This is a genomic window from Ruegeria sp. SATB045 (assembly GCF_059613525.1).
In genome coordinates, this window is sequence record NZ_JBXWSR010000020.1 from 682,126 (window position 1) to 708,495 (window position 26,370).

Genomic DNA, 26,370 nt, shown 5'->3' on the forward strand with positions numbered 1-26,370 from the left:
TCACAGCACTTGTCCAGTGGTTTCAGGCCCCGGTGGGCACATCTACCGGCGGGAGTTTGCCATTGGCGCGATGCTCCTCGGTTTTCACCTCGTCCCATAGGGCGTCCATCTCGGCCAGATCGCTTTGGCTGGGTGTTTTACCGCGTTCGGCCAGGCGGGATTCGACCTGTTCAAAGCGGCGGGTGAACTTGGCGTTGGTGCGGCGCAGAGCGGCCTCAGGCTCGATCCCCAGATGACGGCCCAGATTGACGATCACGAACAGCAGATCGCCGAATTCATCTTCGAGCGCGTCGGCATCCATGCTGTCGCGGGCCTCTTCCAACTCGGCGGCTTCTTCGGTGATCTTGGCCAACACATGGCTGGCATCGGGCCAGTCAAACCCCACGCGCGCGGCGCGTTTTTGTAGCTTATGGGCGCGCAACAGGGCAGGCAGGTTGGCGGCCACACCGTCCAGTGCGCCTTTCAGTTCCTTTCCTGCACGTTCAGCGGCTTTGATCGTCTCCCAATCCAGTGTCTGTTGTTCAGCCGACTTGTCACGGGATTCGTCACCGAACACATGCGGATGACGCGCGACCATCTTGTCCGACATGGTGCGGACCACGTCCTGAAAGGTGAAATGTCCCGCTTCTTCAGCCATTTGCGCGTGAAAAACCGATTGGAACAGCAGGTCGCCTAACTCTCCCTTCAGCTCGTCATAAGCCTCGCGTTCGATGGCGTCGGCGACCTCATAGGCTTCTTCGATCGTGTAGGGGGCGATGGTGGCGAAATCCTGTTCGATGTCCCACGGGCAGCCGGTTTGCGGGTCGCGCAGGCGACGCATGATTTCCAGCAGACGTTCCATGCCAGCGTCGCTATCGTGGATCAGAGGATTTTCGGCCATTGCGAACCCTTTCGTTCCGGTGTCAGATGCATCCATTCCGCAGTCCTGATCAGGAGTCCACCCCAGATGCCCGTCGTCAACCGAATTGCCGATTTTGCCGCCGACATGACCGCATGGCGGCAGCACCTGCATTCGATCCCCGAATTAGAGTTTCAGTGCCACCAGACGGCAGCTTTTGTCGCCGACAGGCTGCGTGAGTTTGGTGTAGATGAAATACATGAGGGCATCGCTACAACCGGTATCGTCGCAATCATCAATGGGCAGGCGGAGGGGGCGACAATAGGATTGCGCGCCGACATGGATGCGCTGCCGATCCCGGAAGAAACGGGCGTGGACTATGCCTCGAAACACCCCGGTAAGATGCATGCCTGCGGTCATGATGGGCATACTACGATGCTGCTGGGTGCAGCCCGTTATCTGGCCGAGACGCGAAACTTCGCGGGCCGCGCGGCGTTGATCTTTCAACCTGCCGAAGAAGAGGGCGGCGGCGCGGATATAATGGTGCAGGAAGGCATCATGGACCGGTTCGACATCGCGCAGGTCTATGCGCTGCACAATGCTCCGAACCTGCCCGAAGGCGCTTTTTACACCACGCCTGGGCCGATCATGGCCGCGGTTGATACGTTTCACGTTCACATTCAGGGCGTGGGCGGTCATGGTGCCATGCCCCACGAAACCCGCGATCCGGTGATGGCCGCCTGTGGCATCGCTCAAGCACTGCAGACCATCGTCAGCCGCAACCATTACGCGCTGGACGATCTGGTGGTTTCGGTCACCCAAATTCATACCGGGTCTGTCAACAACGTGATCCCAGATACTGCCTATATCAACGGCACCGTGCGCACCTTTGACCCGGAGGTGCAGAAGATGGTGATGGAACGCATGGCGCAGATCGTTGCCGGGCAGGCGGCCTCATACGGGGTTGAGGCCGAGCTGGATTACGAGGTCAACTATCCCGCCACCATTAATGATGCCGGCAAGGCCGGATTTGCTGCTGAGGTGGCCCGCGAGATCTCGGGCGAAGGGCTGGTGGTCGAAAACATGACCCGCAACATGGGGGCCGAGGATTTCTCGTACATGCTGAACGCGCGCCCCGGCGCGTATCTGAACCTGGGGCAGGGCGAGGGCGCCGGGCTGCACCATCCTAAATACAACTTCAACGACGAAATCGCGCCTGTAGGGGCTTCGTTCTTTGCGCGGATCGTCGAAAAGGCACAGCCACTGGGCTGACAAGGAAAAGACATGGGACTGGAAGACGCAAAAACTCAGGTGGATGAAGCATTCACCAACCCCGATCTCAAGGGGCTGTCGTTCGAGAATACGTTTGGCGGGGCAACCTCATTCCTGCGGCGGCTCTATACGAAAGATCTGAAGGGCGTGGATATCGCCGTGACGGGCGTGCCGTTCGATCAGGCCGTTACCAACCGCCCCGGCACAAGGCTGGGTCCGCGCGCCATGCGTGAGGCGAGCGCGCTGCAGTCGCCAGACGCGCCCTATGGTTGGCCCTTTGATGCGCTCAGCGAGCTGGCCATCGTGGATTATGGAGATATGGCCTATGACTATGCCAATATCCCGGCCTTTCCCGACACGCTGAAGGATCATATCCGCACCATTCTGAATGCCGATGTGGCCTCGGTCACTTTGGGCGGGGATCACTATATCAGCTTTCCGATCCTGAAAGCCTATGCCGAGAAATACGGGCCGATGTCGCTGCTGCAATTCGATGCGCATACCGATACCTGGGCCGATGACGACATGACCCGCGTGGACCACGGCACGATGTTCTACAAGGCGGTGAAATCGGGGATCGTGGACCCGAAACGCTCGGTTCAGGTGGGTATCCGCACCACGAACGAGGACACTCTGGGCGTCAACATCATCGACGCGCGCGAGGTATACGAGTCCGGCCCTGCCGCTGTTGCGCAAAAGATCAAAGGCATTCTGGGCGACAGCCCCGTTTATCTGAGTTTTGACATCGACGGGTTGGACCCGGCCTTTGCGCCGGGCACCGGGACGCCCGTCTGGGGTGGGCTGAGTTCGATCCAAGCGCAGATCATCCTGCGTGACATTGCCGGGATCAACATCAAGGGCGGTGATGTGGTCGAGGTCTCTCCGCCCTATGACACATCGGGCGCGACGGCGATTGCCGGGGCCCACGTGGCGACGCAGATTATTTGCCTTTTGGGGTGGAACAAGCTCATGCCTTAACCATTGGTTAGCCATCTTTCCGGTATCACCTTAACCAAAAGGTCGGACGGGAGAGATACGGGCATGACACAGTTTAACCAACCCATCAGCGGCAATGATTTGGCGCGGTTTTCGGGTCCGAACACGTTCATGCGCCTGCCGCAGGCAGACTCGTTGGCCGGGCTGGATGTGGCCGTGCTGGGCATCCCGATGGATATCGGCACCTCATGGCGGTCGGGCACGCGGTTTGGTCCGAAACAGATCCGCGCCGAAAGCGCGATGATACGGCCCAACAACATGGCCAGTTTTGCCGCGCCCTTCGACAGCCTTCAGATTGCGGATATCGGCGATCTGGCAATCAACACGTTTTCGTTGTCCGACAGTTTGAAAATAATACGCGAAAGCTATGACGCGATTCTGGCGCAAAACGTGACACCAGTTGCGATGGGAGGCGATCACTCGATCACATTGCCGATCCTGCGCGCGATTGCCGCCAAACACGGGCCGGTGGCGCTGGTCCATGTGGACGCCCATGCTGACGTGAACGATGAGATGTTTGGTGAAAAGGAAACTCACGGCACCGTCTTCCGCCGCGCCTATGAAGAAGGACTGATCGTCCCCGACAAAACCTTTCAGATCGGTATCCGAGGCTCGGGCTATTCCGCGTCGGACTTCACCGAGGCCAAGGGCTGGGGGTTCAAGCAGTTCCCTGCTTGGGAGCTGTGGCAACAGAATCTGACCGTGATCGGCGCACAAATCCGAAAGGAAATAGGAGAGCATCCGGTTTACGTTTCCTTCGATATCGACAGTCTCGACCCATCCTTTGCCCCCGGCACCGGCACACCCGAGATTGCCGGTCTGACTACCCCACAAGCGTTGCAGCTGATTCAGGCTTTGCGAGGGATGAATGTGGCAGGGTGCGATCTGGTCGAGGTGTCTCCGCCCTATGACCCAACGGGGAACACGGCGCTGACCGCTGCCAATCTGCTGTTTGAAATGTTGTGCATTTTATCCGGAGTGACGTGACGGTACGGGGTGTCAAACCTTGCAGAGGGGGCACGTGCCGGTAGTTTGCCCTCAAAGCAAAGGGATAAATTATGAAGATGGTTCTTTGGCTGATCGTGGGGGCGGTGATCGCACTTGGATTTTACATCCGACTTGCACCCTCGGACCCTGCGCGCTGGCATGTGGCGGTTGCTGGTACTACGGATGAGGACATGCAGGGTGGGGTCATCCGCGTGGTCGAAACTGGGCCAGACGGCCTCGCAAAACTGGACGTGCTAGTACAAGCCACACCGCGCACCACCGTTCTTGCCGGATCTGTCGAAGATGGAATGATCACTTATGTCACCCGTACCCAAGTAATCGGCTTTCCCGACTACACCACGGTTCAGCAAGACGGCGAGGTTCTGCGTATCCATGCCCGCCTGCGCTTTGGGCGTTCAGATTTTGGGGTAAACCGAGACCGTGTTGATGGGTGGCTTGCTGCGCTCCAGCTCTGAGGACAAACACCCTTCCGAGACCTCGCGCCACATCGGGACGTTTAGTGACATCTGGCACTGCGCCATGAACATGCGGCCATCGACTTGAAGGCAGATCATCTGGCCCAGATCCACGCGCGCGCCTGACTTGTCCGTGCAATAGCAGTCGCGCACCTTTCCGTCCGGCCCGACGTAGTCCGCCATGGCAGGCACCGCAAACAGCGACAAAATCAAAATCAACCCCTTCATGACGGGTAGCTTAGCACAAGCTCGGCCCTTGACCAAAGCCGCAGATTAGGGGACACCGCCGGGATGATCCCCGAAGAACGCCTTGAGCAGATAACCCAGCGATTCCAGTATCTCGAAGCGGCCATGTCAGATGGTGCCTCGGGCGGGGATATTGCTGCTCTGGCCAAAGAATATTCCGACCTCAAGCCTGTGGTCGACCAGATCATGGCGTGGCGGCAACTGCGCGCCGATCTGACTGAGGCTCAGGCGATGCTGGCTGATCCCGACATGAAGGAGCTGGCCGAAGAGGAAATCCCCGATCTACAAGCCCGTATCCCACGGGCCGAACATGCGCTGCAACTGGCGCTTTTGCCTAAGGATGCTGCAGACGCGCGCCCCGCGATGTTGGAAATCCGCCCCGGCACTGGCGGGGATGAAGCCGCCTTGTTCGCCGGTGATCTACTGCGCATGTATCAGCGCTACGCTGAGGCGCGTGGCTGGCGGTTCGAGATTATCGAGGAGCAGGCTTCGGACCTCGGTGGGGTCAAGGAAGTCGTGGCCCATATCAAGGGCGACAATGTCTTTGCGCGCATGAAATACGAATCCGGCGTCCACCGGGTGCAGCGCGTGCCCGAAACCGAAAGCGGTGGGCGGATTCATACCTCGGCTGCGACCGTCGCAGTTTTGCCCGAGGCCGAAGATGTCGATATTCAGATCGACGCGAATGACATTCGGATCGACACGATGCGCAGCTCGGGCGCGGGGGGACAGCACGTGAACACCACCGACTCGGCGGTGCGGATCACTCACTTGCCGACAGGGCTGGTTGTGACCAGTTCCGAGAAATCGCAGCACCGCAACCGAGAGATTGCGATGCAGGTTCTGAAAACGCGTCTCTATGACCTGGAAAGGCAGAGGATCGACAGCGAACGTTCGGCGGATCGCGCCAGTCAGGTCGGTTCGGGTGATCGTTCCGAGCGAATCAGGACGTATAATTTCCCGCAGGGCCGTATGACCGATCACCGCATCAACCTGACCCTGTATAAGTTGGATCAGGTGATGCAGGGCGATCTGGATGAGGTGATCGACGCGCTGACCGCCGATGATCAGGCGCGCCTGCTGGCCGAGATGGCCCTATGAACGGTCTGCAAACAGCGGCTCAGGCGATGGTGGCAGCCACGTCTCGCCTGCGGGCTGCAGGGGTCGATGATCCGGCACGTGATGCGCGCGTCCTGCTGGCCCACGCTGCCCGAATCGAAGCCAGCCGGGTCACCCTGATTGCGCCGGAAGAACTGTCGCACGAGATCGCTGAACGCTATGATCAGCTTATTTCGTTGCGCGCCATTCGCGTTCCGGTGTCGCACCTTTTAGGCGAACGTGAGTTTTATGGCCGCAGGTTTCGCGTAAGTCGCGATGTTCTGGATCCGCGCCCTGAAACCGAGATTCTGATCGAGGCCGCGTTGAGCGCACCGTTTGATCATCTGTTGGATCTTGGAACGGGTTCGGGCTGTATTCTGATCACGCTGTTGGCCGAACGCGCAAGTGCTTCGGGTGTTGGTGTTGATCTAAGCGAGGCCGCCTGCCTGCAGGCGAGCGCCAATGCGGTTCAACATCAGGTCCAAGCCCGAGCCGAGATACAGCAATCAGATTGGTTTGAGAGCATAGAGGGGCAATTTGACCTTATCGTCTCAAATCCGCCCTACGTTTCGCTGTCAGAAATGAATGACTTGTCACCGGAAGTCCGCGAGCACGAGCCTCGTATGGCGCTGACGGATGAAGGGGACGGGTTAGGAGCCTATCGTCGCATTGCTGCCGATGTCCCGGATTATCTGGTCCCCAGCGGTCGGGTGCTGGTGGAAATCGGCCCGACGCAAGGTCACGCGGTTGCCGCGCTGTTTCAGGCGGCTGGGCTGGCAGAGACGCGGATTATTCCCGATTTGGATGGCCGTGACCGTGTTGTCTTGGCCAGAATGCCTGGGTGACGGCACATACTGAGGCTGAAAAGCGCCGATTGATGTAAAAAAGCTGCGAATTTTGGGATAAAGCCCTTGTCTGAACGCGCAGGACATGTTTACTCAGGATTAGTCGGAGAGGTTGACGCTATTGCAGCGCACCCCTGACGCCAAGCCCAAAAAAGTCGACATCGCGTTCCGGCTAAAGCCTTTGAGCAATGCAAGATGCGACGTGATCGACAGTGAATGACAAGGCTGACGAAAGTAGATGAGATCTTCCAAATCCCGCTCGCGGGCCAAGAATAACCGCAATCGTCCTTCTGGCGGCAACGTTGTAAACCGGGTTTTTGACAGCTCGGGGCCGGAAGGCAAAGTGCGCGGCACGCCCCAGCAGATCATTGACAAGTACAACCAGCTTGCCCGCGACGCGCAGCTGTCCAACGACCGTGTGGCTGCTGAGAACTTTCAGCAACACGCCGAACATTACCTGCGTTTGCTGAGCGAAGCGCAGCGTGAAATGGAGGCACGTCGGGAAGAACAGGAACGCCAGAACCGCGAACGGCAGGCCGAACGCGACCGAGAACGCGCGGAGCGTCAGGAACGTGAAGCGGCCCGCCAGGCCGATCCGGCCGAAGCACCGCAACCAGACGTCATGGATTTCAACGCCGAAGCGGCCCCGGAATCCGGTTTGGTGGAAACGCCCGAGGCCAAGGGGTCTGATGTTCCCGAAAAGAAAGAAAAGCCTGCCCGCAAACCGCGTGCACGCAAGCCCAAACCAGCACCTGCCGCTGAAGAGGCTACTGCCGACAAGGGTGATGCACCTGAGGCGGCCGAGTAGGCCGCGTTGGACATGGAATGGAAGGCCCTGGTCAAGTGACCGGGGCTTTTTGTTTTCAGCCCGCGCGGATTTGGCGCGCCAGTGCGCAGAAGGCTTCTAGCGGGACCTGTTCTGCCCGCTCGGTTGGTTGAATACCGGCGGCCAATAGGCGGTCTTCGATATCGGAAGCGACCCCTTTCAAGGAAGCGCGCAGCATCTTGCGGCGTTGGTTGAATGCGGCTGCGACGACACGCGACAGGGTTGCAGCATCCGCGGGATGCCGAGGTTCGGGCAAGGCGGTCAGATGGACAACGGCGCTTGATACTTTCGGCGGCGGGGTGAAAGCCCCAGGCGGTAAAGACATGGCGATACGCGCATCCGCCCGCCATTGCGCCAGGATGGCCAATCGGCCATACGCCTTGCTGCCGGGTCGGGCAACAATACGCTCGGCCACTTCGCGCTGAAACATCAGAGTCAGGCTTTGCCAGAATGGCGGCCACTCAGGAGGGGTCAGCCAGCGGACCAGCAGTTCGGTACCGACGTTGTACGGCAAGTTGGCTGCAACTCGAATCGGCGGGGTGAGATGCGCCATGGGGTCGATTTCCAGCGCATCACCATTGATGATTTCCAGTCGACCGGGGTAGGCGGCAGCAATCTCGTTCAAAGCTGCGATACAGCGCGTGTCTTTTTCGACCGCCACAACCTTGCGCGCGCCCTCTGATAAAAGCCCACGGGTCAAACCGCCGGGGCCGGGGCCGATTTCGAGAACGTCACAGGCGCTGAGATCACCGGCCTGCCGCGCGATTTTTGCCGTCAGGTTGAGATCCAGCAGGAAGTTCTGCCCCAACGACTTGCGGGCCGAAAGTTGGTACGCCGCGATGACCTCGCGCAGGGGGGGGAGTGTGTCGATTGCGCTCATGATCCGATTACCGTGGCGCGGGCTGAGGTAGAGCGCCAGTTTTTTTGCCTCTGGCGGGGATATTTTTAGCCAGGTGAAGGATCAAGCGCTTTTTGCCATGCGTTGGGCCAGTTTAAGGGCTTCGATCATACTGGATGGGTTGGCAATGCCTTTTCCGGCAATATCCAGCGCCGTGCCGTGATCCGGCGAGGTGCGTATGAACGGCAATCCCAGCGTGACATTCACCCCCATGTCGAAATCGAGGGTCTTGATCGGGATAAGCGCCTGATCGTGATACATCGCAACTGCTGCGTCGTACCTGGCGCGGGCCGCTGCGTGAAACATCGTGTCGGCAGGATGCGGGCCGGTGACCGTGTAGTCATCTTGCGGCAAGGCTTGGATCAGCGGCGCGATCCAGTCAAGCTCCTCATGTCCCATTTTGCCGCCTTCGCCTGCATGTGGATTTAGGCCAGCCACACTGATGCGAGGTTTTCTGATGCCGAATTGTGCACGCAGACCTTGGGCTGTGATCTCGATTGTTTCGCGCAAGAGATCTGGTGTCAGAGCGGCAGGAACGCGGGACAGAGGAATGTGGATCGTGGCAGGCACCACCCTAAGTTGGTCGCTGGCCAGCATCATCACGACGCGTTGCTGTCCTGCGAGGGCTGCAAGAAACTCGGTATGTCCGGGGTAAGCAAAGTCCGCGCCTTCCATCAGGGCCTTTTTATGGATCGGTGCCGTACAAAGCGCTGCGGCTCGACCGGACTGAATCATAGATACGCCGAGTTCGATCGCGTCGATGACGCTGGGCGCGTTGGCCGCAACGGGTTGGCCTGGTGTGTTGGCAGACGGAAAATCAAGGTGCAGCACAGGCAGGGCCGTCGCGCAGATCGCGGTCGCCTCAAAAAAATCTGTGATCCTCTGAATGGGCGTACCGGCAGGAAGATGGTTGGCATCTCCAATGTAGACAAAGGGGCATGTTCCGCGTAGCTCTGCCCAGGCTTTTGCGGCGATCTCTGGGCCTATGCCTGCGGGATCACCACAACTCAGCGCGATTGGGGCTATCATTGCTCGATGATCGTTGCGTCCGCACGCAATTGCTCGAGTAGGCTTTCGGCAAAGGCAGTCAGACGTTGCTGGGTCAGAGCATTGGCGACATCCGCGCGCGAAGTTTCCTCGCCCCGGTCCAGAGTACGTGTGCACAGCATCAGGAATTTCAGCGTCTGGCCATTGTTGCCGGTCAGCGCGGTCGAGACCTCGTTCAAGTCCAGTTTCGATAATTCAAGTGCGACATCGCGAGGGATTTCCGACGGGCTGGCTTCAATCCGTTGCAGAACGTTTTCCGGTTGGTCTTTTGCAAGGCCATAGAGATCATCGCAATTATCAACCTCTTCGCGCAGATCGGCAGCACGGGCCAATGTTTCCGCGCTGCGGCCACCGGGAAGGTTGTAGATCGCGTAGTCGATTTTTGAATAGGTCGGAGTACCCGACGCAAGTTCGCGTAGGCCCCGAAGCTGAAACAGAGCGACTGCGTTTGGCAAAGAAATGGGTTGCGTTATTTCGCCATTCTTCAGACCAATGATGACCGGTTGCAGGGCGGGTGGCAGGTCGGTCAGGTTCAGCCAGTCCAACCGCCCCCCGTTGGTCCGGGTACCTGCCGCAGAATACTGCGTCGCAGCTGCCGAGAACGCATCGAATCCTTCCAGAAGTGCGATCTCTTCAGCCAACAATTCGACCTGTGCAACCGTTTGCTGATTTACGGGAATGATGACTTCGGACAGCAGAACTTGCAGCCCGCCACTGCCCGATTGACCAAGAGCACGGTTGACCTCGTCTTCTGATGGGCGCGCCTGCGACAGGAATCTCGCGCTGATAAAGTCGCGCCACGACAGTTGGTCGGCCACAAAATCGCGGACGGTCTCGCGCGAAACACCTGCCTCGGACAGAAGCTGAAGGAACTCATCCGTCGACAAGCGACCGCGGGCAGCAAATTCGTCAATGCCCAGCTGAACGGCCTCGGGGCTGGCAGATATCCCAGCTGCGCTCATGGCCTGTTTACGCAGACGATCGTCGATCAGGGCTTGGCGAACCTCGGCGTCCGACGCTCCGGGCGCGCCAAGAACGGTCAAGAACTGCTGGCGCTGCTCAAGTTCGTACCATGTGACGATATCCTGATTGACCTTGATGGCTGGGGAAAACAGGCTTTGGGCCAGGCCCGGCGACACGCTCAGACACAAAGATACGACCGCAACATATGCGACTGGCCTGATCACAGCGGATCGGATGAGATTGGAGAAACCTGAAATCAACTGCATCTTCTCTTGAACTCTTGGCCACCACCTTCAACGGAGTATCCCGTCAGGGCTACCGTAAAGCCGAATTCAGTGGAAGGCTCAATACTAGATGACGAAGTAAAACGTCTGCTGACGGTCATGTTAACCTGCACGCACTCATTCTGGTACGTAACACCCAAGCCATACCGAATGGGTTCAGACTCGCTCAGATCGTAACGGGCGACGGCTTGGGTTAGCCAGTTCTGGTCGACCCTATAGCGTCCATCCAATCGAATTTCGGATATTTCATCGTCCACGTTCTCGTCTGGGTCTGGCTCCTGCCAGATATAGCTGCCCGACAACCTAACGGTTTTTTGCTGCCAGGCCGCGCGCATTTCGGCTTTGGCAAAACTGAAATCTCCGTTCAGCAAGCCGCGGCCTGCAAGTGACCACCCGTTTGCGGTTTGCAATTGACCTGCAAGCAGCAGATCCGACGATGTTCCCTGCAGTCCCGATGTCAGATTGAACTCTGGGTCGGGATCTGCGCGAAACACTTGCCCGACTGTGGCCAAAGCCCGGCGTCCATTCGCTCCGTAGCGCACCCAGTTGACACCAATGACGCCGGTTGCCCCATCTTCGCGTCGATCCGGGGCTGGAAAACGGGACAGCGACAGCAAGTTGCCCTGATCGAATTCCTGAAACGTACTTTCGTCGATTGGCACATCATTGGTCGAGACTTGCGTCCAACCGATCTGAGCAATTGGCTCCAGCACCTGCGTAGCCCCGGATTGCTCGCGCCGTGCCATGGGATAGCGCAGGGTCAACGCCGCCCGGGGGGTGGTGCGGGTTTCTTGATCAGGGAAATTGCTGTCGTGGCGGATGTTGAACGTGTCAATCGAGGCCCCGAACCGTGCGTCCGCACGCAGACCCGAGGTGAAGATCCAACTGCGTAGCCATTCCGCGTCAAAGGTTGCTCGGGCCACATCGCGACCAACGACGTCCTCGTCACTTGTGCGTTCATGGGCGTGTGTAATGAAACTCAGCCGTGTTTCGCCGCCGATCGACGTCGGAAAGTGGCGTTTCTGATAGTACAGATCGAATACACGAGATGGAATTTCGTCCTGATCTTCGCTGTCGCGCAAGGTTTTGTAGTGGATAAAGCTGGTGCGGAAGGCGGTGTCGCGTTTTATCCGCTCCAACGCAACTTCGCTGCGCAGGCGGTCGAAATCGGGCAGGCCATAATCGGCCAGGTAGGCGTCATCGGACGTGGTTTTAATGTTGAACGTGAACCGATAGCCGTCATTCAGATTGAAAAAGCCATCTGCGAAGAAGTAACCGCGATCCTCTCCGGGCTGAAGATCGTCACGGGTGTGTGCGCCCAACAAGCGAAGTCGCCCACGCTTGAACGCCTGACGATACCGATACCCCAGCGTCCGAGTTTTTGAGGACAGATAGGGCGTCAATGTCAGGTCTTTGTGGTCTCCTAGCTTGAAGAAATATGGAACCTGAAGCCCCGTGCCCAACTGCGACGTTGTGCGAATCGAAGGCACCAGGAAACCAGTTGCCCGGTCCAGAGTGGGGTCAGGCAGACGCAAATAAGGGAAATAGAAGACCGGCAGGTCCAGAATTCGGAATTGTGCGCCTTCGAAATATAGTTGTCGTTCAAGCTGATCGTGGGTGACCTTGCGGGCCCTGATTTGCCATAAAGGCGGTCGGCCATCAGAACAAACATGACATGACGTGGCCGATACCTTGCTGAACTGTGTGTATCTGCCACCTGCGCGCGTAGCTTGAACCGATGCGACTTGGACCTGTTGGTCAAACACCATCCGCGCACCGATCAGCAAGCCGTTCTGAATACCGTCGTCCAGTTCAGCCGAATCCGCCAGAATCGTGGTTGAGCCGCCCTGATCAATGCGCACGGGGCCATCTAGGGTGAGTTGCCCGGTGTCCCGGTCATATGTGACCCGTTCAGCGGTAATTTTTGCATCGCCTTGAAATGCCTCGACATTACCTTCGGCGACCAGAACACGTTCGGGCGTGATGAAAATCCTGTCCGCAACCAGCAGGGCTGGCTGCTCTTCCTGCGTGGCGTCCGTAGGCGCGTTCACACCTGTTGGGGATTGTGCGTAGATCGTCGCGGGCAAGGTGATCGCGATGGCTGCCGACAACAGAAGGCTGGGAAGCAACCGCATCAGCCGTCCTCCGCGTGAAGCAAGAGACCAAGCGACAACAGTATAGCAGCGAAAGGCGGAGCCCAGGCCGCGACGATAATAGGCAATTGACCGTTTTCCCCCAATATTTGGGCAAAGTTGCGCACGAAATAAATCGCGAATCCCAGAAGAACTGCAGATAGGACCGCAATTCCAGTGCCGCCAAATCTCACATGGCGCATGGTGAAGGCCGCGCCGATAAGAACCATCGAAACCAGAAAGAAGGGCCGCGCCAGTTGCACTTGCAACCAGACTTCGTATTGCTTGGTTGAAAAACCGGCCTCGCGCAGATCCCGGATCAACTCGGGCAGATCATAAACCGAAACGGATCCCTGCTGCCCCAATGTGTCGAGAATGCGCTGCCGTGTAAGCGACGTCGGAACCTCGAGCTGTTCGTGAACGACCGAGTTACTCTCGGGGTTTGTGTCTTCCTCGAGGGACCAGACCTTGGCATTGTCCAATACCCATTTGCCCGGCCTCAGCTCGGCATTGTCGGCCGAGACTTGCTGGGTCGGGGTTCCTTCCTGTGAGAAAGTGATGATCGTCACGTTATTTAGCTTCAGTGTTTCACCGTTGGACGTACCTTTGGCGTGAATTACGGACTGACCGTTCTGTGATCCCTGGCGTAGCCACAAGCCCTCGCTGCTGATTGAAAACGCTGACGTGCCGCTGTTGCGGTAAGAGTCGGACAGGCGATTGTATTCCTCGGATGTCGCCGCGGAGATCGGGTTCAGCAGAGCTACGGCCATGGCTCCGATCAATAGGGCCAGTGCGACTGGCGCTAATAAAGACCGTATGCCTGAGCGACCAATCGCGCGGGTAACGACCAGTTCAGAACTGCGCGCCAGCCCAACGAACAGAGCGATCGTTGCAAGGATAACCAGCAAGGGCAGCATTTCGCTGATCGCAGCTGGTGTGTTCAGCAAGGTCAGATGCAGCAAGCGCCCGAATGAAAGGTTTTCGTCGTCGAACCGGCGGGCCTGTTCGATCAGGTCGATCAGAATCAGCAACGTCAGGAAAATGCCGCCGATCACCATAAAGTTCTGCAAGAAGCGGCGGGCAAAGTATCGGTCGAGGATCACGGCAGACCCCTCGCCATTCCTGCCAACGCGAAAAAACCACTAGCCCTCAGGTCAGAATCACAACCGTTCGCGCCTTGCCGCGACGGCATATGCCTGCCCTGTCTTGCCACTTTGTTCTCCCCCGAACCTGCCGGAATTTTTTCTGGACTGTACTGCAATTGAAGTGCGGGGAAAACTGCTATCTGGTCAAGTTGATCGGGGCGGGCTAGGTCTTGGGTCACAGATTTTCAGGAGTTCCCAATGAGCAGTCTAATCCCGATCCAGTTTCAGGCTTTTGACGTTGACATGATGGCACAAGCCGAGGGCCGAGTCGCGATCATCATTTCTGACGAGGGCAAGATGGGTCCTGCCGCGCGCCGGGCCAATCGCCTGACTCGTGGTGCTGTCGCGCGGCTGGTCGAAAGCGAACAGTTCGAAAAGGTGAAATCGGGCGAGGTGATCTCGTTGGCATGGCCCGGTGGCATGGCGGCCGAGGCGCTGGATATTCTGATCCTGCCGCGCCGCCCGGATGTGGCCGAGGCCCGCAAGGCTGGTGTTGCGCTTGCGAAACTGGCCGGTGGCAAAGCGCTGCTGGTGATGGCGGCTAACCAGACCCGCTCCGAGGATCTGGCCATGGGTATCGCCCTGCGCAGTTATGAGTTCGACGCTCACAAGACCAAAGACTCTGATCCAGCCGCGACGGTCACTATTGCGCATCAGAAATCTGACGAGGTCGAAGCCGCCTTTGCGCCGCTCTATGCTATTGCCGACGGCGTGCGGATGACGCGTGATCTGACGAATGAGCCCGCCAATATCCTGACAACAACAGAATTCGCTGACCGCTTGGCCGAGATGAAGGATCTGGGCCTCGAGGTTGAGGTTCTGGAAGAAGACAAGCTGGAAGAGCTGGGAATGCGCACATTGCTGAGCGTCGGTCAGGGCTCGGTCAGCCCGTCGAAGGTTGTGGTGATGCAATGGAACGGTGGCGGCAAGGGCGATGATCCGCTGGCGCTGGTGGGTAAAGGCGTTGTGTTCGATACCGGCGGGATTTCGTTGAAGCCTGCCGGTGGCATGGAAGACATGACCATGGATATGGGCGGCGCAGGAGTTGTCGCTGGCACCATGCGCGCGCTGGCCAGGCGCAAGGCCAAGGCCAATGTGGTCGGCCTTGTTGGGCTGGTCGAGAACATGCCCTCGGGCAATGCCACGCGTCCCGGCGATGTGGTCACGTCGATGAAGGGCGATACGGTCGAGATCATCAACACCGATGCCGAGGGTCGTTTGGTTCTGTGCGACGTGATGTGGTACGCGCAAGAGCGGTTCAGCCCTGTGGGCATGGTTGATCTGGCGACCCTGACCGGTGCGATCATTATCGGTCTGGGGCATGAGAATGCGGGCGTCTTCTCGAACAATGACACCTTCTGCGAGGCCTTCCTGAAATCGGCCAAAGCCGAGGACGAAGGCGCGTGGCGGATGCCCTTGGGCGCGGCATATGACAAGCAGCTGAAGTCTCGCATCGCTGATATGAAGAACGTAGGCGGGCGGCCTGCGGGCTCGATCACCGCTGCGCAGTTCCTGCAGCGTTTCGTGAAAGAGGAAACGCCGTGGATTCACCTGGATATTGCCGGTGTTGCTTCGGTGGCTTCCGAGACGTCCTATGCTCCGAAGGGTGCGACTGGCTGGGGCGTGCGCGCGTTGAGCCGTTTTGTGCAGGACAATTTCGAGTAATCGGATGGGTGCTGTCTATTTCTACCACCTGACCCGGCAGCCGCTGGAATACACGCTGCCGGTTTTGCTGGACAAAGCCCGGCAGGCCGGGTGGAAGATTGTCGTGCGGGGAACAGATCCCGCACGGATGGACTGGCTGGATGAAAAACTGTGGCTGGGGCCGGATGACGGGTTCCTGCCGCATGGGCTTGCCGGTGGGCCGCACGATGCGGCGCAGCCCATTTTGCTGACGACCGGACCGGATGTGTCCAATGACCCGGCCTGCGTAATGGCGGTGGACGGTGCGCAGGTAGGGCCGGACGAAGTGAACGCTCTGGAACGGGTCTGTATCCTGTTCGACGGCAATGACGAACAGGCCGTTCAGCATGCGCGCGGGCAGTGGAAGGCCCTGACCGGCGCGGGGTGTTCAGCGCAATACTGGTCCGAGGAAGCGGGCCGTTGGGAAAAGAAAGCCGAGGCTTAAGCCTTGTGCGCTAGTTTTCAGGAGATCGATACATGGAAATGAAGCCCTTGGGCCGAACAGGCGTTATGGTGACCGACCTGTGCCTCGGAACAATGACTTTTGGATCGCAGACATCCGAGGCGGACGCTCATCGCCAGATGGATATGGCTCTGGAAGCTGGGATCAATTTTGTCGATGCGGCTGAAATGTATCCGGTCAACCCCATCGCCAAGGAAACCATGGGACGCACCGAAGAATACCTTGGCAACTGGAACGCAGCCAATGCTGCGCGTCGTGAGAGTTATGTTCTGGCGACCAAGCATTCGGGCGCCGGCATGGTCCATGTCCGAAACGGCGCGCCGATCACCGGTCAGACGATCCCCGAAGCCATCGAGAATTCTCTGCGACGATTGCAGACCGATTACATCGACCTCTACCAGTTCCACTGGCCGAACCGGGGCAGCTATATGTTCCGCCAGAACTGGAACTACGCTCCGTCCGGCAAGAACACGGCCGATGTGTTGGACAATATGTCGGAATGCCTCGAGGCGCTGCAGGCGCAAGTTGATAAGGGCAATATTCGCGCTTTTGGTCTGTCGAACGAAAGTGCATGGGGCACCGCGCAGTGGCTGCGTCTGGCCGAGGCAGGCGGTGGACCGCGGGTGGCATCGGTTCAGAACGAGTATTCATTGCTGTGTCGGCATTTCGACACTGACATGGCCGAATTGAGCGCGCATGAAGACGTTGGATTGATGGCGTTTTCGCCTCTGGCGGCAGGGTTCCTGACGGGCAAGTATCAAGAGGGCGCAGTTCCCGAGGGCTCGCGCATGTCCTTCGTGCCCGATATGGGCGGTCGCCACCGTGATCGGGTTTTTACGGCGGTGAGCGCTTATCTGGACATCGCCGAGAGACATGGATTGGACCCGGTGCATATGGCATTGGCCTGGTGCCGCACGCGCCCATTTGTGATGACGGCCATATTCGGAGCGACAACAGTCGAGCAACTTGTCCATATTCTTGACGGGAAAGAGTTGAAACTTTCCAAAGAGGTGATGCGCGAGATTGGCGATGCGCATCGGGCGCATCCCATGCCGTTCTAAAGTCTTTCCGGAGGTGGATAGGGGGCTCTGCCCCCGCCGCCCGTTCCGGGCGACTCCCCCGAGATATTTTTGGCCAGATGAAGGGGGATCCGGTCAGTGATGGGTGGGGTGCGCGCGCTCTTGCCTTAGATCGCGGGCAGAAAGGCCGTGAGCGGTGCGAAAGGCGCGGGCAAAGCTGGATTGTGATCCAAAGCCAGTGGCCAGCGCCACATCCATCAACGACATGTCTGTGTCGGTGACCAGACGGCGGGCCTCGGCCAGGCGCAGTTGCAGGTAGTGGTCCTGCGGTGTGGTGTTCAGGCGCAGGCGGAATTGTTGCTGCAGTGTGCGGGGGCTAGTGCCTAGTGTTTCGGCGATATTGGCCAGCGGCAGCGGGTCATCCAGCGCAGATTGCATCAGGCTATTTGCCTTGGCCGTAAGGGCCGTGTGGCGGTGTGGCGCACCGGTACGGCTTTGCGGTTTTGCGGGGTCTGGCGCGCCGTCATAAAGGAACAGACCAGACACGCGCGCGGCAAAGCCTGCGCCGTGGCGCGCGGCGATGATGTGCAGCATCATTTCGACCGCCGGGATCGCGCCGCCTGAGGTTAGGCGGTTTTGAGAGACGGTGAAGCGGTCCGGGCGCACGTCGACCTCGGGGAAACGGGCTGCGAAATTGTCCAAGTCTTCCCAATGGGTTGTAGCGGCGTGGCCGTCCAGAAGGCCAGCTTCGGCCAGTAGCCAGGGTCCTCCGTCGATGCCGGCCATTGTGGCGCCAGTGTTTGCGATCCGGCGGAGACCAGCCAGCAGGCTGGGGGTGGCGTGGCGTGCCAGTTGGAACCCGGCAACCACAATCATCAGGTCGCAGCCTTGCAGGCGGGCCAGAGGGATGCCCGGCACGGTCAGGGCGCTGGTCAGCATCGCGGGTTGGGCCGTGGCGGTGACATAGTCCCAGTCGAAGGCGGGGCGATCGGCCAGACGATTGGCTGCGCGCATGGGGTCTACAGCGGATGCAAAGCTGAGCGTATTGCAGTCGTCCAGCACCAGCACCGCCGTTTTCAGGGCGCGATGTTCGGGTTGCAGTATGTTTTTTGCGGATTTCATCAAGTTCGATTCGCATTCTGGCAAGTGTTTTCACAAGGCTGCGTCAGAGTCGCGGGCAACGCAAATCGATTGCCGGGGAGAAGTCTGGGGAAAACTCAGGGCAAAACCGGGTATAAGCTGGGGAGAACGCCATGCCTTTGGAAATGAACCGCGAGGTCTTTATCACCTGTGCCGTGACCGGCTCGGGCGGGACGCAGGATCGCAGCCCGCATGTGCCGCGCTCGCCGCAGCAGATTGCCGACAGCGCGATTGCGGCGGCTAAGGCCGGGGCGGCGGTGGTACATTGCCACGTGCGCGACCCCGAAACCGGCGCGCCCAGCCGTCGGCTGGACCTGTATTGCGAGGTGACAGACCGGATTCGCGACGCGGATGTGGATGTCGTGCTGAACCTGACCGCCGGGATGGGCGGGGATATCGTGTTCGGCGGTGTCGAGAGCCCGTTTCCGGTGGCTGAGGGCACCGACATGATCGGTGCGTCAGAGCGCGTGGCGCATATCGCGGAGTGCCTGCCCGAGATATGCACGCTGGACTGCGGCACCATGAACTTTGCCGAGGCGGACTATGTCATGACCAACACCCCCGGCGCGCTGCGGGCGATGGGGCAGATGATGACGGATATGGGTGTGAAGCCCGAGATTGAAGCTTTTGACACCGGTCATCTGTGGTTCGCCAAACAGTTGGTGAAAGAGGGAATTCTGGAGCCGAACGCTCTGGTTCAGCTGTGTATGGGGGTGCCGTGGGGCGCACCGGATGATCTGAACACTTTTATGGCGATGGTGAACAATGTGCCTGATGACTGGACGTTCAGTGCGTTTTCCTTGGGGCGGAACCAGATGGCTTATGTGGCGGCTACTGTGCTTGCGGGCGGCAACGTGCGTGTGGGGTTGGAAGACAATCTGTGGCTGGACAAGGGTGTTCTGGCTGAGAACTGGCAGTTGGTCGAGCGTGCGGGGACCATCATTGATAATATGGGCGCTAAGGTCATTGGGCCTGCTGAGGTACGCAAGAAGCTCGGTTTGACCAAGCGCGCGCCGGTGGCGAAGTAAGCGTGATTGGGGGCCAGCCCCCAAACCCCCGAGGTATTTTTAGCCAGATGAAGAGGCGGATCGACTTGAAAACAGCGGCAATCATTGGTGGTGGTGTGATCGGCGGCGGATGGGCCGCGCGGTTTTTACTGAACGGGTGGGATGTTCGGGTTTTTGACCCTGATCCTGAGGCTGAGCGCAAGATTGGGGAGGTTCTGGACAATGCGCGGCGTTCTTTGCCAGGGCTGAGTGATGTTCCGTTGCCACCCGAGGGTTCTCTGAGTTTTCATGAAGATATGGTTGAGGCCGTGCAGGGCGCGGAGTGGATTCAGGAAAGTGTGCCCGAGCGGTTGGACCTTAAGTTGAAGGTTTACAAGGGGTTGCAGGAGGCGTGTGATCCGGGCGCGATCATCGGCTCGTCGACCAGCGGGTTCAAGCCTTCGGAACTGCAGGAGGGCGCGCTGCGGCCTGAACAGATTGTGGTGACGCATCCGTTCAACCCGGTGTACCTGCTACCGCTGATCGAACTGGTGCCGACGGACAAGAACCCGTCCGACATGGTCGAGCGCGCGCAGGGGCTGTTGAAATCCGTGGGGTTCTTCCCGCTGCACATCAAGAAAGAGATCGACGCCCATATCGCCGACCGGTTCCTTGAGGCCGTCTGGCGCGAGGCGCTGTGGCTGGTCAGGGACGGCATCGCCACCACCGAAGAGGTGGATGAGGCGATCCGTATGGGGTTCGGCATCCGCTGGGCGCAGATGGGCCTGTTCGAGACCTACCGCGTGGCGGGGGGCGAGGCCGGGATGCGGCACTTTATGGCGCAGTTCGGACCAGCGTTGAAATGGCCCTGGACCAAGCTGATGGACGTGCCCGAGTTCACTGATGAACTGGTCGATATGATCGCCGATCAGTCGGATGCGCAATCGGGGATGCATTCGATCCGCGAACTGGAGCGGATTCGCGACAACAACCTCGTGGGGATGATGCGCGCGCTCAAGGCGCAAGATTACGGGGCAGGGGCTGTGCTGAACCAGCATGACGCGATGCTGAAACCCGGTGCGCTGCCGACGATGGAGGAGGCCGATCTGAGCCAACCGATCCTGACCTTGTCGCGCGCGGTGCCGCTGGATTGGACGGACTATAACGGCCACATGAATGAGGCGCGCTATCTGGAGGCCTTCGCCGCTGCCACCGACCGGTTCATGGAGATCATCGGTTGTGATGCGGACTATATCGCGTCGGGTGGCAGCTATTTCACGGCTGAAAACCACATCCGCTATGTGGATGAGGCCCATGCAGGCGCAAAGATACAGGTGCGCACGCAGATGCTGTTGGGGCAGGGTAAGAAGCTGCACGTTTTCCACAGCATGTACGAGGGCGACAAGCTGCTGGCCACGGGTGAAAGCTTTCTGCTGCATGTCAGTCTAGACACCCGCCGTCCAAGTGCTCCGTCAGCGGAGATCGAGGCGGCCATGGCCCGTATTGCCGAGGCGCAGGCCGGGTTGCCTTATCCCGAGGGCGCGGGGGCGGCGATCCGTAAACCTGCATGAGCGCGCGGGTTCTGATCACGGCCGGGGCCTCGGGCGTTGGTCGGGCCATGGCCGAGGCTTTCGACGCCGTTGGCGCGCAGGTCTGGGTGGTCGATCTGGATGCAGAGGCGTTAGGTGCTTGCCCGAGCCATTGGAAACGGTCGCAGGTGGATGTGGCGGATGAGCCCTCGGTTGCTGCCCTGTTCGCCGAGATTGCGGCGCACTGGGGCGGGCTGGATACGCTCTGCGCCAATGCCGGGATCGCCGGGCCGACGGCGTTGGTCGAGGATGTGGCGCTTGACGAATGGCGTGCCTGTCTGGCGGTCAACCTTGAGGGGGCGTTTTTATGCGCGAAATACGCGGCACCGATCCTCAAGCGTCAGGGCAGTGGGGCGATCATCATCACCTCGTCTACGGCCGGGCAATACGGATATCCCAATCGCGCGCCCTATGCGGCGGCGAAATGGGGTGTCATCGGGCTGGCCAAAACGCTGGCGATGGAGCTAGGCCCCCACGGCGTGCGTTGCAACACGATCTGCCCCGGCGCGGTCGAAGGCCCCCGGATGGAGGGCGTTCTGGCCCGCGAGGCCAACGCCAAAGGCATGACCCGCGACCAGGTATATAACGGCTATGCCGCGGGTACCTCGATGGGGCGGTTTGTCGAGGGGCGCGACATTGCCGATATGGCCGTGTTTCTGGCGTCAGACGCGGCGCGGCTGGTATCTGGGCAAGTGGTCGCGGTGGACGGGCATACCGTCAACCCCGACCCCAAGATTTAGCCCTGATTGGGACCACGAATCTGGCGGATGGTCTGGCGGACCGCCTGCCAATCCTGCGCCTGTTGCATATTCCCGGCGGCCTCGCATTCGCGCATCTTCTGCGCGGCTTCAGCCTCGGCTCTGTCTCCGTGGGCGGAATATAAGGCCCGTGCGTATTGGGCGGTTTGCATTGCGTCCATTCCTGTGCTCCTCCGTTCATAATCGGAATGCGAAAGGGTTCGCGCCCAGCGACGTTAGCACAGGATTGAGTTTAACGCATACTGTCACGTAATGCGCGCAGATGGCCGGGAAAATCCCGCGCGGTGACGTCGGCCTCGCGGACCAGAGTGTCAAAATGCCGGGTGAACGTTTCGATCCGGTCGCGGTCGCGGAACGCCATATAGTGGCTGCCCGCATAGAAAACGCAGAGCAAGGGGCCAAAGATCGTGACTGGTGCCGAATAAAGCCTTTTTGCATCAAACAGATAGATGCGCAGGCGGGGATAGAGTTGGTCGCACAGAGCAAGTAGATGGTCGATCTGATCCTGACGTGTTTGCAGATCCAGCCCTCGGTAGTACCCGGATGCGCTTGCGAAGCTTTCGATTTCAAACAAGGGCATGGCAATTTCGTAGTCCGATTGCGCCCGGCGCATCCAGGTCAACCGGTCTTCAGATGCGCCAATGGCCTGATCTGCCGTCCGCCCCAGATGTGGTGCATACTCCCATTCCAGAACGGCGCGAGTCTTTAACATATCCGGCAAAGTCGCTGGAACGTAACGGATTTTATATCCGGCGGCCTCTTGGTGCCATTCGAAGATCCGCTCATCCACCAACGCGCGGGCGGCCTCGGTCACAGTTAGCGCACCCGCCAAAAGTTCGGCCGCGCTTTCGGGTCTGTCCGATAGCGACAGGAGCCAATCCGCCGAAACCCCCAGCGCTGACGCGCAGCCACCCACCACATGGGCGTTTGGCAACCGGGCTCCATCGCCGGTCAACAGTTGAGACACGGTCGAGCGGTCAACGCCGATGTTCCGTGCCAGAGCACTTTGGCTAACGTGCCGCTCCTCCATCGCGCGGGCAAGGCGGAGGCGGAACTGTGCGGCACGGTCTCGTTTGTCGATATTTTCTGCCATGTGTTGGATTTTATCACAAATGATGAATTTTGTTAATCACATTCAGAATGGTCACCACATGCGTGATCCGTAATTCTTAAGCCATAACAAAAATATGGGTGACGGAATGGAGACACGACGCAGATCAGTCGTGAAGGCTGTATTGTGGAATGCGGTGGGCCTTGTCGTTATGAGTTTTGTGGGGTTGATCGCAACCGGATCAGCGGCGATCGGGGGCGGCTTGGCTTTGGTCAACACGGCCATCGGCCTTACGCTCTGCGTGATTTACGAACGTATATGGGCAGGTATCTCATGGGGCCGCAATGTCTGAGCGTGCAGGGCTTGAATGGGGCACCCTTGCCCTGATCCTTGGGTGCTATGGGGCGTGGTTGGCGATGCTGTTTTATTTGCCGGTTTGGGCCGCCGTGCCATTGGTTGGCGTTGTCGCAGCACTGCATTCCTCGCTGACGCATGAAGCGATCCACGGCCATCCCTTTCGGCAAAAGGCTTTGAATGAGGCGTTGATGGCGTTGCCGTTGACGCTGTTCATTCCGTACCGCCGGTTCCGCGACCAGCATCTGGCGCATCATCGTGACGCGACGTTGACCGACCCCTATGATGACCCGGAATCGAACTATCTGGACCCACAGGTCTGGGCAGGCCTGCGCGGTTGGCAGAAACGCTTGCTTGCAGTGAACAATACGTTACTAGGGCGCATCGTGCTGGGTCCGGCCATTGGCCAATTTGTGTTCATACGAAGTGAGTTACGGTGCGTTTTAAAGTCTGAAATCCTGCGTGCCTGGGGATTGCATCTATGTGGTGTTCTGGTGGTTCTGTGGATTGTGTCGCTGTCGCCCATGCCAATCTGGGCCTATGTTCTGGCCGCCTATCTGGGGCTAGGCTTGGTGAAGATCCGAACCTTTCTTGAGCACCGCGCTCATGATCGGGCTTCGGCTCGTACGGTGATCATCGAAGATCGGGGGCCCTTGGCATTTCTCTTTCTTCACAACAACCTGCACGTGGTTCATCACATGAATCCAGCGGCGCCGTGGTACCGTTTGCCCGCCTTGTATCGCGCAGGGCAAGACACATACTTGGCGCGGAACGAGGCTTATGTCTATCGCTCTTACGCGCAGGTGTTTAGAGCCCATTTCCTAAGGGCCAAAGACCCAGTGCCCCATCCGCTCTGGCCAAAGGGGTAAATTGCGGCCACAAGGGGCGGTATGAGCCTCTGGATACCCGTCACCATCGCCGCCGCCTCGTTTCAGACCGTGCGGTTTATGCTGCAAAAATCACTGAGCAGCGTGAAATTGTCCGCCGCAGGTGCGACCTTCGCCAGATTTGCCTATTCGATGCCGTTGGCCGTTCTGGCGCTTTGGGTCGCGCTGCGGCTCAGCGAGCTGTCTTTGCCTTCGATGCCACCGATGTTCTGGCTGTTCGCGACCATTGGCGGCACAACGCAGATCTTGGCAACCATCTGTGTGGTCGCCTTGTTCAAGCAGCGCAACTTCGCGGTCGGGATCACCTTCAAGAAAACCGAGGTGATCCAGACCGCTATCGTCGGTTTCCTCGTTCTGGGTGATCAGATTTCAGCCGGAGCGCTAGTCGCCATTCTGATGGGCCTGACTGCAGTTCTGCTACTGTCGAAAAACCCCGGAGGCGACGGCGCGTGGTGGAAACACCTGACCAATCGCGCGTCACGGCTGGGGCTGGGGTCGGGGATTCTGTTCGCCTTTTCCTCGGTCAGCTACCGGGGCGCATCACTACAGCTTGGCGAGATCGACGCATGGTTCCGCGCATTGGTGACACTGGCCGTTGTTGTGACATTCCAATTCGTCAGCATGGGGCTGTGGCTGCTTTGGCGCGACCGCGCTGAACTGCGCGCAGTGTGGGAGACGCGGCGCACCGGCGTCTTCGTGGGCCTCACCAGCCTGAGCGGGTCGTTTTGCTGGTTCTTCGCCTTCACATTGCAGAATGCGGCTTATGTTAAGGCGCTGGGGCAAGTCGAACTGATCCTCAGCCTGTTTGCCTCGATCCTGTTCTTCCGCGAAACCATCACCCGGCGCGAGATCGCCGGTATGGCATTGCTGGGGGCTTCAATCCTGGCACTTGTGTTGACGATTTAAGAGGCGTCCGCCTCGGCCAGCGCCGTTACGGCTGCGCGGCGTTCGTCAAAGCTCAGCGCGATGAAGCTGGGCAGGTGATCACCCATGCCAACAACCGCCGGACCTGATTCATTGCGGCGGCCACGGCCACGCGGTTCTTTGTCCTTTTTGCGGTCCGAGTCCTTCTTGCGCTCGGGCTTTTTGTCGGCCTTTGCCTCGTCGGTCGGCTTGGCCTTCTTCTCGCGTTTGGGCTTTTCGTCCTTGGGCTCTTCCTTGACCGGATTGTCCAGCCGAGGGATGTCCTTCTGGATCAGCTTCTCAATTGCGTCCAGAGCCTTTTCATCGCGGCCCGAGCAGATTGTGATCGCCTTGCCCTCGCGCCCCGCTCGACCGGTGCGACCGATGCGGTGCACGTAATCCTCGGCATGGCCGGGGACGTCAAAGTTGAACACATGGCTGACCGAGGGGATATCCAACCCCCGTGCCGCCACGTCCGAGGCTACCAGCAGGCGCAGAGACCCGTCGCGGAATCCGTCCAGCGTTTTCATGCGCTGCGACTGATCCAGATCGCCGTGAATAGCGGCGGCGTTATAGCCGTATTTCTTCAGCGATTTCGCGCAGATATCCACATCCGTCTTGCGGTTGCAGAAAATGATCGCGTTGGTGCAGCCTTCACCCTCGGCGTCGATCAGCGCGCGCAGAACCTTGCGCTTGGCGCTGGCCTCGCGGTCGCGGCGGCCACCTTTGAACATGACCACGCCCTGTTCGATCGTCTCGGAAGCGGTGGCCTGACGAGCAACCTCGATCCGGGCAGGGGCGGACAGGAAAGTGTCGGTGATGCGCTCAATCTCGGACGCCATGGTGGCCGAGAAGAACAGCGTCTGACGGGTGAAAGGTGTTAGCGAGAAGATGCGCTCGATATCGGGGATGAACCCCATATCCAGCATTCGGTCGGCCTCGTCCACCACCATGATCTGAACACCGGTCAGCAGCAGTTTGCCACGTTCGAAATGGTCCAACAGGCGGCCCGGAGTGGCGATCAGAACGTCCACGCCCCGGTCGATCAGCGCTTCCTGTTCCTTGAAGCTGACGCCGCCGATCAGCAGCGCCTTGGTCAGTTTCAGGTGCTTGGTGTAGGTGTCGAAATTCTCAGCCACCTGCGCGGCCAGTTCCCGCGTCGGGCACAGCACCAGCGAGCGCGGCATCCGCGCGCGTGCGCGGCCACGGGCCAGCAGGGTGATCATCGGCAGCGTGAAGCTGGCAGTTTTGCCGGTGCCGGTCTGGGCGATGCCCAGCACATCCTTGCCCTCAAGCGCAGGTGGAATCGCTCCGGCCTGAATCGGGGTGGGGGTTTCGTATCCGGCTTCCTCAATGGCTTTGAGGACCTTCGGGTTCAGGTTCAGTTCGTTAAACTTTGTCATGTATGTCCGGTTTTTGCGGACACTAGACCTGGCCCGCGCGTATGAATGTGTGCCGGGCCCGGATGGCCATGCGCATCCCGC

Annotated in this window: 27 protein-coding genes; 16 read left to right on the plus strand and 11 right to left on the minus strand. The window is 59.3% G+C overall.

Annotated elements, in window-relative coordinates; translation table 11 throughout:
• Nucleotides 1–22: 22 nt before the first annotated feature.
• On the minus strand, nucleotides 23–880 hold the full coding sequence (gene mazG, locus AC2FNR_RS10995) for a nucleoside triphosphate pyrophosphohydrolase (RefSeq protein WP_170354436.1): 858 nt from the start codon (nucleotides 878–880) through the stop codon (nucleotides 23–25).
• Between the two features lie 66 nt (nucleotides 881–946).
• Between mazG and AC2FNR_RS11000 the strand changes: the two genes are divergently transcribed.
• The 4 genes from AC2FNR_RS11000 (at nucleotide 947) to AC2FNR_RS11015 (ending at nucleotide 4,569) form a co-directional block, all read left to right on the plus strand.
• Nucleotides 947–2,110 carry a M20 aminoacylase family protein gene (locus AC2FNR_RS11000; RefSeq protein WP_480865703.1) on the plus strand — a complete coding sequence of 388 codons (1,164 nt, stop codon included), beginning with the start codon at nucleotides 947–949 and terminating at the stop codon, nucleotides 2,108–2,110.
• A 12-nt stretch (nucleotides 2,111–2,122) separates the two neighbouring features.
• Nucleotides 2,123–3,088, plus strand: a complete 966-nt coding sequence (gene speB, locus AC2FNR_RS11005; RefSeq protein WP_496849060.1) for an agmatinase — start codon at nucleotides 2,123–2,125, stop codon at nucleotides 3,086–3,088.
• A gap of 63 nt (nucleotides 3,089–3,151) precedes the next feature.
• Complete coding sequence (speB, locus tag AC2FNR_RS11010) at nucleotides 3,152–4,093, plus strand: agmatinase (RefSeq protein WP_496849061.1); 942 nt, start codon at nucleotides 3,152–3,154, stop codon at nucleotides 4,091–4,093.
• Between the two features lie 71 nt (nucleotides 4,094–4,164).
• On the plus strand, nucleotides 4,165–4,569 hold the full coding sequence (locus tag AC2FNR_RS11015) for a DUF1499 domain-containing protein (protein ID WP_496849062.1): 405 nt from the start codon (nucleotides 4,165–4,167) through the stop codon (nucleotides 4,567–4,569).
• On the opposite strand, the gene AC2FNR_RS11020 is transcribed toward AC2FNR_RS11015, so the two are convergent.
• The gene (locus AC2FNR_RS11020) at nucleotides 4,510–4,797 is read right to left on the minus strand and encodes a hypothetical protein (protein ID WP_480865700.1); all 288 of its coding nucleotides are present in this window, start codon (nucleotides 4,795–4,797) and stop codon (nucleotides 4,510–4,512) included. The two genes, AC2FNR_RS11015 and AC2FNR_RS11020, sit on opposite strands and share 60 nt — an antisense overlap.
• Nucleotides 4,798–4,860: 63 nt before the next feature.
• Between AC2FNR_RS11020 and prfA the strand changes: the two genes are divergently transcribed.
• From prfA to AC2FNR_RS11035, 3 genes are all read left to right on the plus strand, one after another.
• Nucleotides 4,861–5,916 (plus strand): peptide chain release factor 1, encoded by a 1,056-nt coding sequence (gene prfA / locus AC2FNR_RS11025; RefSeq protein WP_496849063.1) that lies wholly within the window; start codon nucleotides 4,861–4,863, stop codon nucleotides 5,914–5,916.
• Nucleotides 5,913–6,758, plus strand: coding sequence for a peptide chain release factor N(5)-glutamine methyltransferase (gene prmC, locus AC2FNR_RS11030; RefSeq protein ID WP_480865698.1), 846 nt, complete (start codon nucleotides 5,913–5,915; stop codon nucleotides 6,756–6,758). The genes prfA and prmC overlap by 4 nt, the downstream gene beginning before the upstream one ends.
• A gap of 238 nt (nucleotides 6,759–6,996) precedes the next feature.
• Entirely contained in the window at nucleotides 6,997–7,566 is a 570-nt protein-coding gene (locus tag AC2FNR_RS11035) for a DUF4167 domain-containing protein (RefSeq protein WP_170354398.1), read from the plus strand.
• 55 nt (nucleotides 7,567–7,621) lie between these two features.
• On the opposite strand, the gene rsmA is transcribed toward AC2FNR_RS11035, so the two are convergent.
• The 5 genes from rsmA to lptG form a co-directional block, all read right to left on the minus strand.
• On the minus strand, nucleotides 7,622–8,464 hold the full coding sequence (gene rsmA / locus AC2FNR_RS11040) for a 16S rRNA (adenine(1518)-N(6)/adenine(1519)-N(6))-dimethyltransferase RsmA (protein ID WP_170752754.1): 843 nt from the start codon (nucleotides 8,462–8,464) through the stop codon (nucleotides 7,622–7,624).
• Nucleotides 8,465–8,545: 81 nt separating this feature from the next.
• Complete coding sequence (gene pdxA, locus AC2FNR_RS11045; RefSeq protein ID WP_496849064.1) at nucleotides 8,546–9,511, minus strand: 4-hydroxythreonine-4-phosphate dehydrogenase PdxA; 966 nt, start codon at nucleotides 9,509–9,511, stop codon at nucleotides 8,546–8,548.
• Complete coding sequence (locus AC2FNR_RS11050) at nucleotides 9,508–10,758, minus strand: peptidylprolyl isomerase (RefSeq protein WP_170752759.1); 1,251 nt, start codon at nucleotides 10,756–10,758, stop codon at nucleotides 9,508–9,510. Before AC2FNR_RS11050 ends, pdxA begins: the two co-directional genes overlap by 4 nt.
• Nucleotides 10,749–12,911, minus strand: coding sequence for an LPS-assembly protein LptD (locus tag AC2FNR_RS11055; RefSeq protein ID WP_496849065.1), 2,163 nt, complete (start codon nucleotides 12,909–12,911; stop codon nucleotides 10,749–10,751). The genes AC2FNR_RS11050 and AC2FNR_RS11055 overlap by 10 nt, the downstream gene beginning before the upstream one ends.
• Entirely contained in the window at nucleotides 12,911–14,011 is a 1,101-nt protein-coding gene (gene lptG, locus AC2FNR_RS11060) for an LPS export ABC transporter permease LptG (RefSeq protein ID WP_496849066.1), read from the minus strand. The genes AC2FNR_RS11055 and lptG overlap by 1 nt, the downstream gene beginning before the upstream one ends.
• A 240-nt stretch (nucleotides 14,012–14,251) precedes the next feature.
• On the opposite strand from lptG, the gene AC2FNR_RS11065 reads away from it, so the two are divergent.
• The 3 genes from AC2FNR_RS11065 to AC2FNR_RS11075 are packed head-to-tail and all read left to right on the plus strand — an operon-like array spanning nucleotide 14,252 to nucleotide 17,260.
• Nucleotides 14,252–15,718, plus strand: a complete 1,467-nt coding sequence (locus AC2FNR_RS11065) for a leucyl aminopeptidase (RefSeq protein ID WP_496849067.1) — start codon at nucleotides 14,252–14,254, stop codon at nucleotides 15,716–15,718.
• A gap of 4 nt (nucleotides 15,719–15,722) precedes the next feature.
• Nucleotides 15,723–16,181 carry a DNA polymerase III subunit chi gene (locus tag AC2FNR_RS11070; protein WP_170354391.1) on the plus strand — a complete coding sequence of 153 codons (459 nt, stop codon included), beginning with the start codon at nucleotides 15,723–15,725 and terminating at the stop codon, nucleotides 16,179–16,181.
• Between the two features lie 32 nt (nucleotides 16,182–16,213).
• Entirely contained in the window at nucleotides 16,214–17,260 is a 1,047-nt protein-coding gene (locus AC2FNR_RS11075; protein ID WP_496849068.1) for an aldo/keto reductase, read from the plus strand.
• Nucleotides 17,261–17,353: 93 nt separating this feature from the next.
• Here AC2FNR_RS11075 and AC2FNR_RS11080 read toward each other — a convergent pair whose 3' ends face one another.
• Nucleotides 17,354–18,340, minus strand: a complete 987-nt coding sequence (locus tag AC2FNR_RS11080; RefSeq protein WP_170752769.1) for a GlxA family transcriptional regulator — start codon at nucleotides 18,338–18,340, stop codon at nucleotides 17,354–17,356.
• Nucleotides 18,341–18,471: 131 nt separating this feature from the next.
• Between AC2FNR_RS11080 and bcoG the strand changes: the two genes are divergently transcribed.
• From bcoG to AC2FNR_RS11095, 3 genes are read left to right on the plus strand one after another with little or no spacing between them, the layout of a single operon-like run.
• Nucleotides 18,472–19,386 (plus strand): 3-dehydrocarnitine:acetyl-CoA trimethylamine transferase BcoG, encoded by a 915-nt coding sequence (gene bcoG / locus AC2FNR_RS11085; RefSeq protein WP_496849069.1) that lies wholly within the window; start codon nucleotides 18,472–18,474, stop codon nucleotides 19,384–19,386.
• A 47-nt stretch (nucleotides 19,387–19,433) separates the two neighbouring features.
• Nucleotides 19,434–20,915 (plus strand): carnitine 3-dehydrogenase, encoded by a 1,482-nt coding sequence (locus AC2FNR_RS11090; protein WP_496849070.1) that lies wholly within the window; start codon nucleotides 19,434–19,436, stop codon nucleotides 20,913–20,915.
• The gene (locus AC2FNR_RS11095) at nucleotides 20,912–21,673 is read left to right on the plus strand and encodes an SDR family oxidoreductase (protein ID WP_496849071.1); all 762 of its coding nucleotides are present in this window, start codon (nucleotides 20,912–20,914) and stop codon (nucleotides 21,671–21,673) included. The genes AC2FNR_RS11090 and AC2FNR_RS11095 overlap by 4 nt, the downstream gene beginning before the upstream one ends.
• Here the strand turns inward: AC2FNR_RS11095 and AC2FNR_RS11100 are convergent.
• Together AC2FNR_RS11100 and AC2FNR_RS11105 are read right to left on the minus strand one after the other, a co-directional pair.
• Complete coding sequence (locus AC2FNR_RS11100) at nucleotides 21,670–21,852, minus strand: hypothetical protein (protein WP_170354385.1); 183 nt, start codon at nucleotides 21,850–21,852, stop codon at nucleotides 21,670–21,672. The genes AC2FNR_RS11095 and AC2FNR_RS11100 overlap by 4 nt on opposite strands.
• A 71-nt stretch (nucleotides 21,853–21,923) precedes the next feature.
• Nucleotides 21,924–22,784 (minus strand): helix-turn-helix domain-containing protein, encoded by an 861-nt coding sequence (locus AC2FNR_RS11105; RefSeq protein WP_496849072.1) that lies wholly within the window; start codon nucleotides 22,782–22,784, stop codon nucleotides 21,924–21,926.
• Nucleotides 22,785–22,890: 106 nt separating this feature from the next.
• Between AC2FNR_RS11105 and AC2FNR_RS11110 the strand changes: the two genes are divergently transcribed.
• Genes AC2FNR_RS11110 through AC2FNR_RS11120 form a run of 3 tightly spaced genes read left to right on the plus strand, consistent with a single transcriptional unit; the run spans nucleotide 22,891 to nucleotide 24,889 of the window.
• The gene (locus AC2FNR_RS11110) at nucleotides 22,891–23,094 is read left to right on the plus strand and encodes a DUF2061 domain-containing protein (protein WP_496849073.1); all 204 of its coding nucleotides are present in this window, start codon (nucleotides 22,891–22,893) and stop codon (nucleotides 23,092–23,094) included.
• Nucleotides 23,087–23,965 carry a fatty acid desaturase gene (locus AC2FNR_RS11115; RefSeq protein ID WP_496849074.1) on the plus strand — a complete coding sequence of 293 codons (879 nt, stop codon included), beginning with the start codon at nucleotides 23,087–23,089 and terminating at the stop codon, nucleotides 23,963–23,965. The genes AC2FNR_RS11110 and AC2FNR_RS11115 overlap by 8 nt, the downstream gene beginning before the upstream one ends.
• Nucleotides 23,966–23,986: 21 nt before the next feature.
• A complete protein-coding gene (locus AC2FNR_RS11120; protein WP_170354381.1) occupies nucleotides 23,987–24,889 on the plus strand; it encodes an EamA family transporter in 903 nt (300 codons plus the stop codon).
• On the opposite strand, the gene AC2FNR_RS11125 is transcribed toward AC2FNR_RS11120, so the two are convergent.
• On the minus strand, nucleotides 24,886–26,289 hold the full coding sequence (locus tag AC2FNR_RS11125) for a DEAD/DEAH box helicase (protein ID WP_496849075.1): 1,404 nt from the start codon (nucleotides 26,287–26,289) through the stop codon (nucleotides 24,886–24,888). The genes AC2FNR_RS11120 and AC2FNR_RS11125 overlap by 4 nt on opposite strands.
• Nucleotides 26,290–26,370 lie beyond the last annotated feature (81 nt).

Coding starts and splice junctions, on each gene's coding strand:
- AC2FNR_RS11000 (WP_480865703.1), top strand. CDS start 947: ATGCCCGTCGTCAACCGAATTGCCGATTTTGCCGCCGACATGACCGCA.
- pdxA (WP_496849064.1), bottom strand. CDS start 9,511: ATGATAGCCCCAATCGCGCTGAGTTGTGGTGATCCCGCAGGCATAGGC.
- prfA (WP_496849063.1), top strand. CDS start 4,861: ATGATCCCCGAAGAACGCCTTGAGCAGATAACCCAGCGATTCCAGTAT.
- AC2FNR_RS11080 (WP_170752769.1), bottom strand. CDS start 18,340: ATGAAATCCGCAAAAAACATACTGCAACCCGAACATCGCGCCCTGAAA.
- AC2FNR_RS11055 (WP_496849065.1), bottom strand. CDS start 12,911: ATGCGGTTGCTTCCCAGCCTTCTGTTGTCGGCAGCCATCGCGATCACC.
- AC2FNR_RS11015 (WP_496849062.1), top strand. CDS start 4,165: ATGAAGATGGTTCTTTGGCTGATCGTGGGGGCGGTGATCGCACTTGGA.
- AC2FNR_RS11075 (WP_496849068.1), top strand. CDS start 16,214: ATGGAAATGAAGCCCTTGGGCCGAACAGGCGTTATGGTGACCGACCTG.
- AC2FNR_RS11115 (WP_496849074.1), top strand. CDS start 23,087: ATGTCTGAGCGTGCAGGGCTTGAATGGGGCACCCTTGCCCTGATCCTT.
- AC2FNR_RS11020 (WP_480865700.1), bottom strand. CDS start 4,797: ATGAAGGGGTTGATTTTGATTTTGTCGCTGTTTGCGGTGCCTGCCATG.
- speB (WP_496849061.1), top strand. CDS start 3,152: ATGACACAGTTTAACCAACCCATCAGCGGCAATGATTTGGCGCGGTTT.
- AC2FNR_RS11050 (WP_170752759.1), bottom strand. CDS start 10,758: ATGCAGTTGATTTCAGGTTTCTCCAATCTCATCCGATCCGCTGTGATC.
- AC2FNR_RS11120 (WP_170354381.1), top strand. CDS start 23,987: ATGAGCCTCTGGATACCCGTCACCATCGCCGCCGCCTCGTTTCAGACC.
- AC2FNR_RS11095 (WP_496849071.1), top strand. CDS start 20,912: ATGAGCGCGCGGGTTCTGATCACGGCCGGGGCCTCGGGCGTTGGTCGG.
- AC2FNR_RS11105 (WP_496849072.1), bottom strand. CDS start 22,784: ATGGCAGAAAATATCGACAAACGAGACCGTGCCGCACAGTTCCGCCTC.
- AC2FNR_RS11110 (WP_496849073.1), top strand. CDS start 22,891: ATGGAGACACGACGCAGATCAGTCGTGAAGGCTGTATTGTGGAATGCG.
- mazG (WP_170354436.1), bottom strand. CDS start 880: ATGGCCGAAAATCCTCTGATCCACGATAGCGACGCTGGCATGGAACGT.
- AC2FNR_RS11100 (WP_170354385.1), bottom strand. CDS start 21,852: ATGGACGCAATGCAAACCGCCCAATACGCACGGGCCTTATATTCCGCC.
- speB (WP_496849060.1), top strand. CDS start 2,123: ATGGGACTGGAAGACGCAAAAACTCAGGTGGATGAAGCATTCACCAAC.
- AC2FNR_RS11065 (WP_496849067.1), top strand. CDS start 14,252: ATGAGCAGTCTAATCCCGATCCAGTTTCAGGCTTTTGACGTTGACATG.
- prmC (WP_480865698.1), top strand. CDS start 5,913: ATGAACGGTCTGCAAACAGCGGCTCAGGCGATGGTGGCAGCCACGTCT.
- rsmA (WP_170752754.1), bottom strand. CDS start 8,464: ATGAGCGCAATCGACACACTCCCCCCCCTGCGCGAGGTCATCGCGGCG.
- AC2FNR_RS11125 (WP_496849075.1), bottom strand. CDS start 26,289: ATGACAAAGTTTAACGAACTGAACCTGAACCCGAAGGTCCTCAAAGCC.
- AC2FNR_RS11070 (WP_170354391.1), top strand. CDS start 15,723: ATGGGTGCTGTCTATTTCTACCACCTGACCCGGCAGCCGCTGGAATAC.
- AC2FNR_RS11035 (WP_170354398.1), top strand. CDS start 6,997: ATGAGATCTTCCAAATCCCGCTCGCGGGCCAAGAATAACCGCAATCGT.
- AC2FNR_RS11090 (WP_496849070.1), top strand. CDS start 19,434: ATGAAGAGGCGGATCGACTTGAAAACAGCGGCAATCATTGGTGGTGGT.
- bcoG (WP_496849069.1), top strand. CDS start 18,472: ATGCCTTTGGAAATGAACCGCGAGGTCTTTATCACCTGTGCCGTGACC.